This window comes from Luteimonas viscosa, assembly GCF_008244685.1.
Classification (GTDB): domain Bacteria; phylum Pseudomonadota; class Gammaproteobacteria; order Xanthomonadales; family Xanthomonadaceae; genus Luteimonas; species Luteimonas viscosa.
Map to the genome: position 1 here is coordinate 300,956 of NZ_VTFT01000001.1, position 14,185 is coordinate 315,140.

13 protein-coding genes and 1 tRNA gene are annotated in these 14,185 nt (G+C 70.7%); 8 read left to right on the forward strand and 6 right to left on the reverse strand.

The window, feature by feature from the left end:
- The first annotated feature begins 93 nt into the window (after positions 1 to 93).
- From rnd to FZO89_RS01450, 5 genes are all read left to right on the forward strand, one after another.
- The gene (gene rnd / locus FZO89_RS01430; RefSeq protein WP_149101594.1) at positions 94 to 1,227 is read left to right on the forward strand and encodes a ribonuclease D; all 1,134 of its coding nucleotides are present in this window, start codon (positions 94 to 96) and stop codon (positions 1,225 to 1,227) included.
- Between the two features lie 13 nt (positions 1,228 to 1,240).
- Positions 1,241 to 1,316 (forward strand) — tRNA-Ala (locus FZO89_RS01435).
- 136 nt (positions 1,317 to 1,452) lie between these two features.
- On the forward strand, positions 1,453 to 2,493 hold the full coding sequence (locus tag FZO89_RS01440; RefSeq protein WP_222928070.1) for a patatin-like phospholipase family protein: 1,041 nt from the start codon (positions 1,453 to 1,455) through the stop codon (positions 2,491 to 2,493).
- A 147-nt stretch (positions 2,494 to 2,640) separates the two neighbouring features.
- Positions 2,641 to 3,807, forward strand: a complete 1,167-nt coding sequence (gene nirK, locus FZO89_RS01445) for a copper-containing nitrite reductase (protein WP_149101596.1) — start codon at positions 2,641 to 2,643, stop codon at positions 3,805 to 3,807.
- Between the two features lie 722 nt (positions 3,808 to 4,529).
- Positions 4,530 to 5,153: a trimeric intracellular cation channel family protein gene (locus FZO89_RS01450; protein WP_149101597.1), complete on the forward strand. Its 624-nt coding sequence runs from the start codon at positions 4,530 to 4,532 to the stop codon at positions 5,151 to 5,153.
- 121 nt (positions 5,154 to 5,274) lie between these two features.
- Here FZO89_RS01450 and arsJ read toward each other — a convergent pair whose 3' ends face one another.
- The 4 genes from arsJ to FZO89_RS01470 all read right to left on the reverse strand — a co-directional run bounded on the left by arsJ (position 5,275) and on the right by FZO89_RS01470 (position 9,015).
- Complete coding sequence (gene arsJ, locus FZO89_RS01455; RefSeq protein WP_149101598.1) at positions 5,275 to 6,507, reverse strand: organoarsenical effux MFS transporter ArsJ; 1,233 nt, start codon at positions 6,505 to 6,507, stop codon at positions 5,275 to 5,277.
- A 3-nt stretch (positions 6,508 to 6,510) separates the two neighbouring features.
- On the reverse strand, positions 6,511 to 7,515 hold the full coding sequence (locus tag FZO89_RS01460; RefSeq protein ID WP_149101599.1) for an ArsJ-associated glyceraldehyde-3-phosphate dehydrogenase: 1,005 nt from the start codon (positions 7,513 to 7,515) through the stop codon (positions 6,511 to 6,513).
- Between the two features lie 61 nt (positions 7,516 to 7,576).
- Positions 7,577 to 8,629, reverse strand: a complete 1,053-nt coding sequence (gene arsB, locus FZO89_RS01465; protein ID WP_149103979.1) for an ACR3 family arsenite efflux transporter — start codon at positions 8,627 to 8,629, stop codon at positions 7,577 to 7,579.
- A 35-nt stretch (positions 8,630 to 8,664) separates the two neighbouring features.
- Entirely contained in the window at positions 8,665 to 9,015 is a 351-nt protein-coding gene (locus FZO89_RS01470; protein WP_149101600.1) for an ArsR/SmtB family transcription factor, read from the reverse strand.
- A 42-nt stretch (positions 9,016 to 9,057) separates the two neighbouring features.
- Between FZO89_RS01470 and arsH the strand changes: the two genes are divergently transcribed.
- The 3 genes from arsH to chrA are packed head-to-tail and all read left to right on the forward strand — an operon-like array spanning position 9,058 to position 11,497.
- Positions 9,058 to 9,843, forward strand: coding sequence for an arsenical resistance protein ArsH (gene arsH / locus FZO89_RS01475; RefSeq protein ID WP_149103980.1), 786 nt, complete (start codon positions 9,058 to 9,060; stop codon positions 9,841 to 9,843).
- 11 nt (positions 9,844 to 9,854) lie between these two features.
- Positions 9,855 to 10,274 carry an arsenate reductase (glutaredoxin) gene (gene arsC / locus FZO89_RS01480; protein ID WP_149101601.1) on the forward strand — a complete coding sequence of 140 codons (420 nt, stop codon included), beginning with the start codon at positions 9,855 to 9,857 and terminating at the stop codon, positions 10,272 to 10,274.
- Between the two features lie 56 nt (positions 10,275 to 10,330).
- A complete protein-coding gene (gene chrA / locus FZO89_RS01485) occupies positions 10,331 to 11,497 on the forward strand; it encodes a chromate efflux transporter (protein WP_262378473.1) in 1,167 nt (388 codons plus the stop codon).
- A gap of 55 nt (positions 11,498 to 11,552) precedes the next feature.
- Here the strand turns inward: chrA and FZO89_RS01490 are convergent, their stop codons facing one another.
- Both FZO89_RS01490 and FZO89_RS01495 read right to left on the reverse strand, forming a co-directional pair.
- Positions 11,553 to 12,446, reverse strand: a complete 894-nt coding sequence (locus tag FZO89_RS01490) for a universal stress protein (protein WP_262378474.1) — start codon at positions 12,444 to 12,446, stop codon at positions 11,553 to 11,555.
- Positions 12,447 to 12,456: 10 nt separating this feature from the next.
- Entirely contained in the window at positions 12,457 to 13,953 is a 1,497-nt protein-coding gene (locus FZO89_RS01495) for a SulP family inorganic anion transporter (RefSeq protein ID WP_149101603.1), read from the reverse strand.
- Between the last annotated feature and the right edge of the window lie 232 nt (positions 13,954 to 14,185).

A 14,185-nucleotide genomic window follows, 5' to 3' on the forward strand; every position in this document is an offset into this window, starting at 1 on the left:
ATCGCGACGCGCGGCGCGTGGCTCGAGGGCTCCCGCGGTCGCGGGCGTTGCAGGATTGCCATCGCGACCCGCCCACCGGTAGGCTGCCTTCCCATGTCGTCATCGCCAGTGTTCTGGGTCGCAGACCCCGCCGTCCTCCGTTCGCACCTCGCCACCGCGACCACGCGGGTCGCGATCGATACCGAGTTCATCCGCGAGCGGACCTACTGGCCGCAGCTGTCGCTGGTGCAGGTCGCGATCGAGGCGCCCGCGCCGGGAGCGCCGACGATCCTGCTGGTCGACATGCTCGCGGGCGGCATGGCCGACGCGCTGGCGCCGCTGCTGTCGGACCGGTCCATCGTCAAGGTCATGCACAGCGCCAGCGAGGATCTGGTCGCGCTGCGCCAGACCTGCGGCGTGGTGCCCGATCCGCTGTTCGACACCCAGATCGCATCGGCGCTGGCGGGCGTCGGCGCCGGCCTGGGCTACCAGCGGCTGGTGCAGGACCTGCTCGGGATCGCGGTCGACAAGGGCGAGACCCGCTCCGACTGGATGAAGCGCCCGCTCTCGCCGGCGCAGCTCGACTACGCCGCGGAGGACGTGCGCCACCTGTTCGCGCTGCACGACGTGCTGTCGGCGAAGCTGCGCGCGCTCGGACGAGAGGAATGGTTCGCCGAGGATTGCGCACGGCTGCTGGACGGCGCGCGCAACGACGAGGGCGAGCGCTGGCCGCACCTGTCCCTGCGCAGCGCGCAGTTCCTCGACGATGCCGCCCGGCGACGCCTGCTGCGGCTGCTGCGCTGGCGCGACGCGCAGGCGCGGCGCAGCGACCGGCCGCGCAACTGGGTGCTGGACAACGAGCTGGCGACCACACTGGCGCGCGAGGCGCCAGCCGACCGCGCCGCGCTCGAGCGCCTGTTCGACGCGCACCCCAAGGCCCCGCGCAAGCTCGCCGGGTCGGTGTGGAGCGCCCTGGAGACGCCGCTGCCGGACGAGGACGAGGCCCCGGAGCCGCGCACCAGCGAGCGCGACCGCAAGGCGCTGCGGCGGCTGCAGGACGCAGTCTCCGCGCGCAGCGTCGAACTGGGGCTGCCCGATGGCGTGCTGGCTTCGCGGCGCTGGCTGGAATCGCTGCTCGACGGCGAGGACTGGCCCGGCGTGCTCTCGGGCTGGCGCCGCGCCCAGCTCGAACCGTCGCTGTCGCCGCTGCTGGAGGCGGCTGGCGACACCGCCCCCACATCCGTATAATCGCGTCCGCCATGGGGCCATAGCTCAGCTGGGAGAGCGCGTCGTTCGCAATGACGAGGTCGGGAGTTCGATCCTCCCTGGCTCCACCAATCGACTTGCATTGAACAAGGCCGGGAAACCGGCCTTTTTCATGCCTGCACCCAGGCCGGCGCTCGCCATCGGCCGCTTCAGCTGGCGACAGGCCCGCGGCCGCTATCCTCGCTGCGCTCCCCGACGATGATCCGCATGCGCCCGATCCTGCCCGCGCCCTCCCCGTTCCCGCTCGCGCCGCTGCTGTTCCTGCTGCTGGCGGCCTGCGCCGGTCGCGATGCGCCGCGCGCGGACATGCCGCCGGCGCCCGTCCCGGTCGCACCCGCGGCACCGCCGCCCCCGCGCATCGGCCTGGCGCTCGGTGGCGGCGCGGCCAAGGGCTTCGCCCATATCGGCGCGATCAAGATGCTGGAGGCCAACGGCATCCGCGCCGACGTGGTCGCCGGCACCAGTGCCGGCAGCGTGGTGGGCGCGCTGTATGCCAGCGGCATGGATCCGTTCCGCATCCAGGAACGCGCGGTGGCGCTGGACGAATCGACCCTGCGCGACGTGCGCCTGTTCTCCGGCGGCCTGGTGCAGGGCCAGGCGCTGCAGGACTACGTGAACGCGGAGGTCGGCAGGCTGCCGATCGAACGGATGAAGAAGCCCTTCGCGGCGGTGGCGACGCGCCTGGACACCGGCGACCGCGTGGTCTTCGTGCGCGGCAACACCGGCCAGGCGGTGCGCGCATCGAGCAGCGTGCCGGGGGTGTTCGAACCGACCCGCATCGGCGGGCGCAGCTACGTCGACGGCGGCGTGGTCAGTCCGGTGCCGGTGGATGCGGCGCGCCAGCTCGGCGCCGACATCGTCATCGCCATCGACATCTCCAGCAAGGCCGGCGGCAGCACGCCGACCGGCATGGCCGGCATCGTCAACCAGTCGATCACGATCATGGGCCAGACGCTGGGACGGCAGGAGCTAGCGCGCGCCGACGTGGTCATCCGGCCGCAGGTCAATGAGATCGGCCCCGTGAGCTTCGAGCAGCGCAACGCCGCGATCCTCGAGGGCGAGCGCGCGGCGGTGGCCGCCCTGCCCCAGATCCGCGCCCGGATCGCCGCGGTCGAACAGGCACGCCGCGACGGGCAGGCGCGTCGGGCCGCCGCGCGAGCCGCGGAAAACGCGCCCGTCGACATCGACTGCGGCGACAGCTGGGTGCGGCGGCTCAATCCGTTCGCCAAGGACAAGCCCTGCGGCTGATCCCGCCGGCTTGATCCACGTCAAGCCGGCCGCAACTGCCGCGCGTGCAGCGCCCGGCGCGGGCGCCGGCTTGACGCCGATCAAGTGCTTCCCGACGCCCCGGCTCCACGATGCCTCCAGACACCCGAGGACATCGAGGAGAGCCTCATGAAACTGCTGCAGACAACCCTTCTGGCATCGGCCCTGGCCCTCGCGGCCGCCGGCGCGCCTTCGCCCGCCCATGCGGTCGACGCGCTGGAACTGGTCAACCGCACGCTCGACCAGGCATCCGACCTGGCAGCCCTGCCCCGCCAGCAGGTCCAGCTCAAGCGCCCGCCGCTGGTGCACGAGCACGACCAGGTCGCCAAGGGCGGCCCGAAGGTCGTGCAGTTCACCCTGCCGATCGTCGAGAAGGAAATCACCATCGACGGCGAGGGCACGAAGATGCATGCGATGACCTTCGGCGGCTCGATCCCCGGCCCGCTGATGGTGGTGCACGAGGGCGACTACGTGGAAGTCACCCTGGTCAACCTGGCCAGCAACACGATGCCCCACAACATCGACTTCCACGCCGCCACCGGTGCCATGGGCGGCGGCGACCTGACGGTGGTCCAGCCGGGCGAGGAAGTCACGCTGCGCTGGAAGGCCACGCGCCCCGGCACCTTCGTCTACCACTGCGCCCCGGGCGGCCCGATGACCCCCTGGCACGTGGTCGCCGGCATGCACGGCACGATCATGGTGCTGCCGCGCGACGGCCTGAAGGACGGCGAAGGCAAGGCGCTCCGCTACGACCGCGCCTATTACGTCGGCGAGACCGAGTTCTACATCCCGCGCGACGCCGACGGCAATTTCAAGGCCTACGGGTCGCATGCCGAATCGCTGCCCGACACGCTCGCGGCGATGCGCGGACTGGTGCCCTCGCACGTGGTCTTCAATGGCGCCGCCGGGGCCCTGACGGGCGAGAACGCGATGAAGAGCAAGGTCGGCGAGACCGTGCTGGTGGTGCATTCGCAAGCCAACCGCGACACCCGCCCGCACCTGATCGGCGGCCATGGCGACTACGTCTGGGAGGAAGGCAAGTTCAACAACGCCCCGCTCAAGGACCTGGAGACCTGGTTCATCCGCGGCGGTTCGGCGGGCGCCGCGCTGTATACCTTCCACCAGCCCGGCATGTACGCCTACGTCAACCACAACCTGATCGAGGCGGTGCTGCTCGGTGCGGCGGCCCACTTCAAGGTCGAGGGCGACAAGTGGAACCACGACCTGATGACCACGCCCTCGGCAGTCGGCGCGATCGCGCCGGATACGGACCTTTCCCTGCCGTCCAGCAACTGATCCGGCGTCTCCCCGTCGCCGGAAGCCCCCGCGCAAGCGGGGGCTTTTTTGTTCTTCTCCCCAAACGAGGGAGAAATGGGCGCGCGATGGAACACTCTCTTTTCGGGGCTCCGGATGGACGCCGCGCCCTGGCGCCCGGGGATCGCTTTCCGCTCGGTCAGGGCATCCTGCCCTGACTCGCGCGCAAGACATCCATGTCTTGCTTGCCGCGATCCCCGGGCGCCAGGGCACGGCTCATCGCTGCTCGTGCTGCGATGCTCCGAAAGCAGCAGTTCCAGAACGGCAAAGCGATGTGCCGGTGCCGCGAAGCATCGGACCCCGGGCGCCCCCCCGCGCCTACGCTGCTCCGCGCAACGGCAGCCCCTATCGAAAGTCTTCGACCGCGGTTGGACACTTGGAAGGCATCGCCGCACGCGCCCCCCGAAGGCGCGGAACTGACGCCGACGCGCCGCAGTGTTCCGGGCAGGGGTTGCGCAAGCGGCACAGGGATGTGCCGCGGCCGTGAGTGCGGACAGGGACGTCTGCCCGAGCGGTGCGCGACCCCTGCCCGGGGCACTGCGGCCCCTCCGAAGTCGCACGCGACCGGGAGCCGGCCTCCCACCAGCCATCAGAATGATGGCCCGATCCCGTTGTCCAGGAGAACAATGCTCCCGGCAAACAAGGCGCTTCCCCGGGGCACGCTGACCGCCTACCCTCCCCCGCGCACCTCGGGCGAACGGATCATGACCTCCACCTTCATCGCGATCATCGACTTCGTCGGCACCTTCGCGTTCGCGATCAGCGGCGCGCTGGTGGCGGTGCGCCATCGCCTCGACCTGTTCGGCGTGCTGGTGCTGGCGTTCGCTGCGGCCACCGCCGGCGGCATCGTCCGCGACGTGCTGCTGGGCGCGACCCCGCCGGTGTCGGTGCTCGACTGGCGCTATCTCGCGATCTCCAGCGCGGCGGGCCTGCTGACCTTCTACCGCCACGAACGGGTCGAGCGGATGCGCAACCCGGTGCAACTGTCGGACGCGGTCGGCTTGTCGCTGTTCGCCGTACTCGGCGCGGACAAGGCGCTCGAGGCCGGACTCGGCCCGACCGGCGCGATCATGCTCGGCATCCTGTCGGGCGTCGGCGGCGGGATCGTGCGCGACGTGCTGGTGGCGCAGGTTCCGAGCGTGCTGCAGCGCGAGCTGTACGCGATCGCGGCGTTCGCCGGCGCGACGGTGGTGGTGGTCGGCGATGCGCTGGACCTGCCGCCCGCGCCCGTCGCCGTCGGCGGCGCCGCAGCCTGCTTCGTGCTGCGCTGGCTGGCCATCCGCCGCGGATGGCGGCTGCCGGTGTCGCGCGGGGGCGGTCCCGGGTGACCGCGACGTGCCAGCCGGGTTCGCTGGATCCCCGCACTCCATCCGTCCTGCGCAACTTGTCGAGCGCGTCTGCCCGACAACCGCGACTGCCCTGGCGGCCGCGTCTGGCGGCGCTACGCACTCATGGCCGAGCCGCTGCCTCCGCGGCGGCTGCCACCGGCGGCAATGCGCGCACGATCAGCGCCGCCAGCGCGATGAACACGCCCGAGATCGCCAGGCACGCGCCGATCCCCGCCACCTGGAACACCCAGCCCGACAGCACCGTGCCCAGCAGGCGGCCCATCGCGTTGGCCATGTAGTAGAAGCCCACGTCCAGCGACACACCGTCGCGCGCCGCATGGCCGACGATCAGGTAGCTGTGCAGGGACGAATTGACCGCGAACAGCACACCGAACACCGCCAGCCCACCCACCAGCACCGGCTGCGGCGACAGGCCCGCCGTCAGCATTCCCGCCATCGCCAGCGGCACCAGTGCCAGCGCCGCGCCCCACGCGAACGCAGCGCGACCGCCGGGCATGCGCGCGTCATGGCGACCGGTGAGGTAAGGCGCCAATGACTGCACGATGCCGTAGCCGATGATCCAGGCGGCCATGAACCCGCCCACGCGCCAGAAGTCCCAGCCCAGCGTGGTCGCCAGGAACACCGGCAGCGCCACCACGAACCACACGTCGCGCGCCCCGAACAGGAACATCCGCGCCGCCGACAGCAGGTTGATCGCACGGCTCTTGGAGAGGATGTCGCGGAACTTCGGCCGCGCGCTGGCCTTGCCCAGATCGCCCTTGAGCAATACCAGGCTCGCCAGCCACACCAGCAGCAGTGCAGCGGCCATGATCGCCACCGCAGGCGCGAAGCCGACCATCGTCAGCAGCACGCCCCCCAGGAAGAAGCCGACGCCCTTGAGCGCGTTCTTCGAACCGGTGAGCGCCGCCACCCAGCGATACAGCGTGCCCGGCCGGTCGTCCGCCACCAGCAGCTTGATGCTGCTCTTGGCGCTCATCTTGTTGAGGTCCTTGGCGATGCCCGACAGCGCCTGCGCCGCCATCACCCACACCACGGTCAGCCACGCGGCCGGCACCAGCAGCATGCCCAGCGCCAGCACCTGCAGCGCCAGGCCGATGTGCATGGTGCGATCGAGCCCGATCCGCGCGCCCAGCCAGCCGCCGACGAGGTTGGTGACCACGCCGAAGATCTCGTAGAACAGGAACAGCATCGCGATCTGCAGCGGGCTGTAACCCAACTGGTGGAAATGCAGCACCACCAGCATGCGCAGCGCGCCGTCGGTGAGGGTGAACGCCCAGTAGTTGCCGGTGACCAGCAGGTACCGGCGCACGTCCGGCGACAGCCGCGCGGGCATGCCTCAACCCGCCTTGCCGACCAGCCGCACCAGTTCCATGGTGCGGTTCACGTAGCCCCACTCGTTGTCGTACCAGGCGTAGATCTTCACCTGGGTGCCGTTGACCACCAGGGTCGACAGTGCGTCGACGATCGCCGAGCGCGGGTCGTGCAGGAAGTCGATCGACACCAGCGGCCGCGTCTCGTAGCCGAGGATACCGGCCAGTTCGCCTTCCGCCGCGGCGCGCAGCAGTCCGTTGACCTCCTCCACCGTGGTCGCGCGCTCGACCTCGAACACGCAGTCGGTGAGCGAGGCGTTGGTCAGCGGCACGCGTACGGCGTGGCCGTCGAGGCGACCGCGCAGTTCGGGGAAGATCTCGGCGATCGCGGTCGCCGAGCCGGTCGACGTCGGGATCAGGCTGCTGCCGCAGGCGCGCGCGCGGCGCAGGTCCTTGTGCGGCGCGTCGACGATCACCTGGGTGTTGGTGAGGCTGTGGATCGTGGTCAGGCTGCCGTGGCGGATGCCGATGCCTTCGTGGATCGCCTTGACCACCGGCGCGAGGCAGTTGGTGGTGCAGGACGCGGCCGAGACGATCCGGTGCCGCGCCGGATCGAAGCGCTGGTGGTTGACCCCCATGACGATGTCGAGCGTGCCGGCGGCCTTGATCGGCGCGGTCACCACCACCCGCTGCACGCCCTGGTCGAGGTAGGGCTGCAGCGAGTCGGGCTTGCGGAACCTGCCCGAGGCCTCGATCGCCACGTCGCATGCCGACCAGTCGCTGGCGGCGATGTCGTGGTTGCGGCTGACCGGGATGCGCACGCCGTCGATCACGAGTGCGCCATCCTCCGCGTGCACGTCGCGATCCCAGCGTCCATGCACCGAATCGAACTGCACCAGGTGCGCCAGCGTGGCCGGATCGCCGGCGGGGTCGTTGATGTGGACGAAGGACAGGTCCGGGTCGGCCCAGGCCGCGCGCAGGGCCAGCCGCCCCATCCGTCCGAAGCCGTTGATGCCGATGCGAATGCTCATGCGATGTCCGATGGAATGGTTGGATGGAAACTGGAACGGGACGTCGTCGCGGCCTGCGCAGCTAGCCGGGAGGACGTGGCACGGACGCCCGGTCGCGCGCCTCGTACCAGCCGCGCGAGCCGTTGACCACGCGCACCAGCGACAGCATCACCGGCACTTCGACCAGCACGCCCACCACCGTCGCCAGCGCCGCGCCCGACTCCACGCCGAACAGCACGATCGCCGTCGCGACGGCGAGCTCGAAGAAGTTGCTGGCGCCGATCAGCGCCGAGGGACCACCGACGCAGTGCGGCGTGCCGAATCGGCGGTTGAGCCAGTAACCCACGCCGAACGTGAGGTAGGCCTGGACCAGGATCGGCACCGCCAGCAGCACGATCACCACCGGCTGGCGCAGGATCTGCCCGCCCTGGAAGCCGAACAGCAGCACCAGCGTCGCCAGCAGCGCGCCGATCGACCAGGGGCCGAGCCGCGCCAGCGTACGCTCAAGCGCGGCTATGCCTCCCCGGCGCAGCAGCGCACGCCGCAGCCAGACCGCGGCGGCGAGCGGAATCAGGATGTAGATCGCGACCGACAGCAGCAGCGTGTCCCAGGGCACCCGGATCGCGGAGATGCCCAGCAGCAGCGCGACGATCGGCGCGAACGCGACCACCATCACCGCGTCGTTGAGGGCCACCTGCGACAGCGTGAATTCCGGATCGCCGCCCGACAGGTGGCTCCACACGAACACCATCGCCGTGCACGGCGCAGCACCGAGCAGGATCAGCCCCGCCACGTACTCGTCGACCTGTTCCGTCGGCAGCCAGCGCGCGAACAGCACCCGCAGGAACAGCCACGCCAGCAGCGCCATCAGGAACGGCTTGAACAGCCAGTTCACCCCGAGCGTGACCCCGATGCCCCGCCACTGCCGGCCCACCTTCCCCATCGAGGTGAAGTCGACCTTCAGCAGCATCGGCACGATCATCAGCCACACCAGCACCGCGACCGGCAGGTTCACACTCGCCAGTTCCATTCCGCCCAGCGTCGTGAAGGCGCCGGGCAGCAGCCATCCGGCCGTGGTGCCGACCACGATGCACGCCAGCACCCACAGGCTCAGGTGCCGCTCGAACGGTCCCATGCCCTGAGCCGGCGTCGCCGCGGGATCCGGCTGCATCACGCTGCGGACACCTTGCGCCGCGCCGCGCTGCGCGATGACGCCGCTGGCCGGCAGGCGTCGGCGTTGCCGCCGCAGCAGTTGTGGGTGAGGAACCCGATCAGTGCGCCCATCGCCTCGAAGTCGGCGCGATAGCGGATCGAACGCCCCTGCGGCATCGCGACCACGAGGCCGGCCGCGCCGAGCTCCTTGAGGTGGAACGAGAGCGTCGCCGGCGGCACCGCCAGCGCCTCGGCGATCGCGCCTGCCGCCAAACCCTCGGGACCGGCCTCGACCAGCAGGCGGAACACCGCCAGCCGGGTGTCCTGGCCGAGCGCGGCGAGCGCGGTGGTTGCGTCTTTCATTTCCATGTTTCTAGAATAGTCGAACAATATTGCATGGACAAGACAGCGATGACCCACCCCGACCTGCCCAACCTCCTCCCCGCCGCGCTCGAACTCCCCGACCCCGCCCGCCTGGATCCATCGGGCCCGGGACACCCGCCCCGGATCCTCCTGCTCTACGGCTCGCTGCGGCCCGCATCCTTCAGCCGCAAGCTCGCGCTGGAGGCGCAGCGGCTGCTGCGCGCGCTGGGCGCCGAGACCCGCGTGTTCGATCCGCACGACCTGCCGTTGCTGGACAGCACCTCGGCAGACCACCCGAAGGTGCAGGAGCTGCGGCGCCTGTCGCTGTGGTCGGAAGGCCAGGTCTGGGTGAGCCCGGAGCGCCACGGCAGCCCCACGGCGGTGTTCAAGAACCAGATCGACTGGCTGCCGCTGGAGGAAGGCGGCGTGCGTCCCACCCAGGGCCGCACGCTTGCGGTGATGCAGGTCTGCGGCGGGTCGCAGTCGTTCAACGTGGTCAACGCGCTGCGCGTGCTCGGCCGCTGGATGCGCATGGTCACCATCCCCAACCAGTCGTCGGTGCCCAAGGCCTGGCAGGAATTCGACGAGAGCGGGCGGATGAAGCCTTCGCCGTACTACGATCGCGTGGTCGACGTGATGGAGGAGCTGGTGAAGTTCACCCTCATGGTCCGTGGCCGCAGCAACTACCTCACCAGCCGCTACAGCGAGCGCAAGGGTGCGGTTGCGGCCACGGCCCTCGCGCAGGCCTCGGGCGCGGTCGAAAGCGCACCGGTCGTGCCGGCGCCGCCGGCCTTGGCGGCGCAAGCGGCGGCCGGCCCGGCCTGCTGTCGCTGACGGATTGCATGATGCGCACCGTGATCTACCACAACCCCGCCTGCGGCACATCGCGCAACACGCTGGCGCTGATCCGCCACGCCGGCATCGAGCCGCAGGTCATCGAATACCTGCACGAGCCGCCCACGCGCGAACGCCTGCGCGAGCTGATCGCCGGCGCCGGCCTGTCCGTACGCGAGGCGCTGCGCCGCAAGGGCACGCCGTGGCTGGAGATGGGGCTCGACGATCCTTCGCTCGACGACGATGCCCTGCTCGATGCGATGCTCGCCGAACCGGTTCTGATCAACCGTCCGTTCGTGGAAACCGACCGCGGCATCCGCCTGTGCCGGCCGTCGGAGGTGGTGCTCGACCTGCTGCCGCCGGTGGCCCGCCCCTTCACCAAGGAGGACGGCGAGGTGGTGATCGACGCGCAGGGGCGACGGGTGCTTTGAAACACGCCGCGCCCCTTCCGCGAACCGCGACCCCACCGCCGGGCTCCGCCCGTGAAGTGTTCCGGGCCTTCCTGCGGCTGGGCCTGACCTCGTTCGGCGGCCCCATCGCCCATATCGGCTACCTGCGCCACGAATGCGTGGCGCGTCGCGGCTGGCTGGGCGAAGCGCGCTTCGCGCACCTGGTGGCGGTGTGCCAGTTCCTGCCCGGCCCGGCCAGCAGCCAGCTCGGCTTCGCGCTCGGCCTGCAGCGCGCCGGATGGCGTGGCGCCTTCGCCGCGTTCGTGGCCTTCACCCTGCCCTCGGCGCTGTGCCTGTTCGTGCTGGCGCTGCTGCTTCCAGGTCTCGCAGGCAACGCCTGGATGCCGGCGGTGGTGCAGGGGCTGAAGCTGCTCGCCGTGGCCGTGGTCGCTCATGGCCTGGCCGGGATGGCGCGACGCGTGGTCCCGGACCTGCCGCGCATCGGCATCGGCATCGCCGCCGCGGCGCTGGTGCTGGCGACTGCCGGCGCCTGGCCGCAACTGGCCGCGATCGTGCTGGGCAGCGGCGCCGGGCTCGTACTGTGCCGAGGCGTCGCATCGCAGGACTTCGAGCCCCTACCCCTGCCGCACGGGCGTCGCACGGCTGCGATGCTGCTGGCCGTCTGGCTGGCGCTGCTGCTGACCGCGCTCGCGCTGCCGGTGACGTCGGCGCCCGATGCGGGTGGCGTCTTCGCAGCGTTCTACCGCGCCGGCGCGCTCGTGTTCGGCGGCGGGCACGTGGTGTTGCCGTTGTTGCAGGAAGCCGTGGTCGCGCCGGGCTGGGTCGACGGCGACGTGTTCCTGGCCGGTTACGGCGCCGCCCAGGCGGTGCCGGGGCCGATGTTCACCCTGGCCGCGTTCCTCGGCGCGGACATTCCCCTGGGCATGCCGGCCGCGGCCGCCGCCGCCCTCGCGCTGGTCGCCATCTTCCTGCCGGGCCTGTTGCTGCTCGCGGCCGTGCTGCCGTTCTGGGCCGCGCTGGTGCGCCGGCCGTTCGCCGCCCGCGCCGTGGCGGGCATCAACGCCGCCGTGGTCGGGCTGCTGGCGGCGGCCTTCTACGATCCGGTCTGGCGCGAAGGCATCCGCGGCCCGGGCGACCTGCTGGTGGCGGCGGTGGCGCTGGGACTGCTCGCCAGCGGACGCGTGCCGGTGCTCGCCGTGGTCGCCTGGTGCGTGGGCGCATCCGTGGCGTTGCAGGCATTCTGAACCGGTCGCGCCGCGACTTCAGCGGTACGACCGGACCGCGTGCGCTGTCGCGCCGTCAGCGCAACAGCAGCACGGGGATGCGGCAGGTGCGCAGCATCGTGGTGGTGGTGCTGCCGACGATCAGCCGGCGGATGCGCGAATGGCCGTAGGCGCCCATCACCAGCAGGTCGATGCGCTCGTCCTGCACCAGTCCGGCGATGACGTCGTCGGGTTCGCCGGCGACGATGCGTCCCGCGTTGTCCAGCCCCGCCCGCGACAGCGTGTCCAGCGCCCATCGCAGCTGCGCCTGCGCGGCGTCGCCATCCTTGCCCACGGTCACCACGTCGACATGCAGGCCGCGGAACAGCGGGCTGGCGGCGACCATCTCGATGCCCTTGCGCGTGGTCGCGCTGCCGTCGAAGGCGACCAGCACGCGGGCGATGTCGGCGAACGCGCGCGACGCCACCAGGATCGGCCGATGCACCGCACGCACCACCCGCTCGAGCTCGCTGCCGAGGTGGCCCTGGGCGAAGTCGACGTGCTCGCCGCGCTTGCCCAGCACGTACAGGCGCACGCCGTCCTCGAGGTCGAGCAGGGTGTCGACCAGGCCGCCGTGGCGCAGGCGGGTTTCCGCCTCGATGCCGCGCTGCGCGGTGGCGATCGACTGCGCATGGCGCAGCAGCAGCCGTCCGCGCTCCTGCGCCAGCTTGCCCTGCGCTTCGTCCACCGCGACCAGTTGCTCGAGCAGCGCCTCCTGCGTGCCCAGGGCGAGGTTGCCGCTGAGATCGCTGAAGCGCGCGCCGTCGGCCTGCCGCTCCAGCACGTGCACGAACTCCAGCGGCGCCTCCAGGCGCGCGGCGGCCCAGACGGCATGGCTGCAGACGCTGTCGGTGTAGGCCGAGGTGTCGATCGCGGCCAGTACCCGGCCGCCGATGTTGAGGTGGGACTGTCCAGCCGTTGCCGTGGTCATCATCGTCTCCTCAGTGCCCGCCCATCAGGCGCTCCGCGTCGGGCTTGTCGTGCACGCCCAGCCGCTCGACCAGGGTGCTGCTGGCATCGTTCAATCCCAGGATCTCGACCTCGGTGCCCTCGCGGCGGTATTTCAGCACGACCTTGTCGAGCGCGCCGACCGCGCTCAGGTCCCAGAAGTGGGCGCCGCCGACATCGATGCGCACGCGCTCCACCGCCTCCTTGAAATCGAACCCCGCCACGAACTGCTCGGCCGACGCGAAGAACACCTGGCCGGTGACCGTGTAATGGCGCGTGCGGCCCCCGTCGGCCGCGGTCGAACCGATATGCAGCACCTGGCCGACCTTGCGCGCGAAGAACAGCGCCGACAGCAGCACGCCGGTGAGCACGCCCTTGGCCAGGTCGTGGGTGAACACCGTCACCACCACGGTGCCGATCATCACCATGCTGGAACTCTTCGGATGCGTGCGCAGGTTGCGGATCGAGCTCCAGTTGAAGGTGCCGATCGAGACCATGATCATCACCGCGACCAGTGCGGCCATCGGGATCTGCTTCACCCAGGGTCCGGCGAACACCACCAGTACCAGCAGCACGCTGCCCGCGACCAGCGCCGACAGCCGTCCACGACCGCCGGATTTCACGTTGATCACCGACTGCCCGATCATCGCGCAGCCGGCCATGCCGCCGAGGAAACCTGAGGCGATGTTGGCCACGCCCTGCCCCGCGCATTCGCGGTTCTTGTCGCTGGGCGTATCGGTCAGGTCGTCGACGATCTGCGCGGTGAGCAGCGACTCCAGCAGGCCCACCACCGCCAGCGTGGCCGACACCGGCAGGATGATCCACAGCGTCTCCAGCGTCAGCGGCACCTCGGGGAACAGGAACAGCGGCAGGCTGTCGGGCAGTTCGCCCATGTCGCCGACCACGCGGATGTCCGCCTGCATCGCGATCGCGACCGCGGTGAGGACGACGATCGCGACCAGCGGCGAGGGAACCGCACGGGTCAGGTAAGGCAGCCCGTAGATGATCGCAAGGCCGGCGGCGCAGAACACGTAGACCAGCCACGGAACGCCGATCAGTTCGGGCAACTGCGCCATGAAGATCAGGATCGCCAGCGCGTTGACGAAGCCGGTGATCACCGAGCGCGAGACGAAGCGCATCAGCGCACCCAGCTTCAGCAGGCCGGCGACGATCTGCAGCACGCCGGTCAGCAGGGTCGCGGCCAGCAGGTACTGCAGGCCGTGGTCCTTGACCAGGCCGACCATCACCAGCGCCATCGCACCGGTGGCGGCCGAGATCATGCCCGGGCGCCCGCCGGTGAAGGAGATCACCACCGCGATGCAGAACGACGCGTACAGGCCCACCTTGGGGTCGACGCCGGCGATGATCGAAAACGCGATGGCCTCGGGAATCAGCGCCAGGGCCACGACGAGGCCGGCGAGCACGTCGCCGCGCACGTTGCCGAACCATTCCTGGCGGAATCGCGAAGACGAGAAGGCAGACGAAAACAAGGACACTCCACTTCCCGGCCACCGCCGGAACAGGCACACCAGTCTCGGGACACGCGACAGGCCGCATTGCAGGGCTTGCGCGCGCAGCGTCTGCGTGGATCCTGGCTAGGGTGGCGTCATCTGTGTCGGGATGGCTCGCGCGTGCCTTACGGGAGCGGGAGCGGGAGCGGGAAAGTAGTGGGCGCGCATTGTATCGCGTTGCGTTGCCGGCTGCGGCGTGGCCATCGTGCCG

Bases quoted from the DNA above. Each gene is read 5' to 3' on its own strand.
- rnd (WP_149101594.1), top strand. From the start codon at position 94: ATGTCGTCATCGCCAGTGTTCTGGGTCGCAGACCCCGCCGTCCTCCGT.
- FZO89_RS01440 (WP_222928070.1), top strand. From the start codon at position 1,453: ATGCGCCCGATCCTGCCCGCGCCCTCCCCGTTCCCGCTCGCGCCGCTG.
- nirK (WP_149101596.1), top strand. From the start codon at position 2,641: ATGAAACTGCTGCAGACAACCCTTCTGGCATCGGCCCTGGCCCTCGCG.
- FZO89_RS01450 (WP_149101597.1), top strand. From the start codon at position 4,530: ATGACCTCCACCTTCATCGCGATCATCGACTTCGTCGGCACCTTCGCG.
- arsJ (WP_149101598.1), bottom strand. From the start codon at position 6,507: ATGCCCGCGCGGCTGTCGCCGGACGTGCGCCGGTACCTGCTGGTCACC.
- FZO89_RS01460 (WP_149101599.1), bottom strand. From the start codon at position 7,515: ATGAGCATTCGCATCGGCATCAACGGCTTCGGACGGATGGGGCGGCTG.
- arsB (WP_149103979.1), bottom strand. From the start codon at position 8,629: ATGGGACCGTTCGAGCGGCACCTGAGCCTGTGGGTGCTGGCGTGCATC.
- FZO89_RS01470 (WP_149101600.1), bottom strand. From the start codon at position 9,015: ATGGAAATGAAAGACGCAACCACCGCGCTCGCCGCGCTCGGCCAGGAC.
- arsH (WP_149103980.1), top strand. From the start codon at position 9,058: ATGACCCACCCCGACCTGCCCAACCTCCTCCCCGCCGCGCTCGAACTC.
- arsC (WP_149101601.1), top strand. From the start codon at position 9,855: ATGCGCACCGTGATCTACCACAACCCCGCCTGCGGCACATCGCGCAAC.
- FZO89_RS01490 (WP_262378474.1), bottom strand. From the start codon at position 12,446: ATGACCACGGCAACGGCTGGACAGTCCCACCTCAACATCGGCGGCCGG.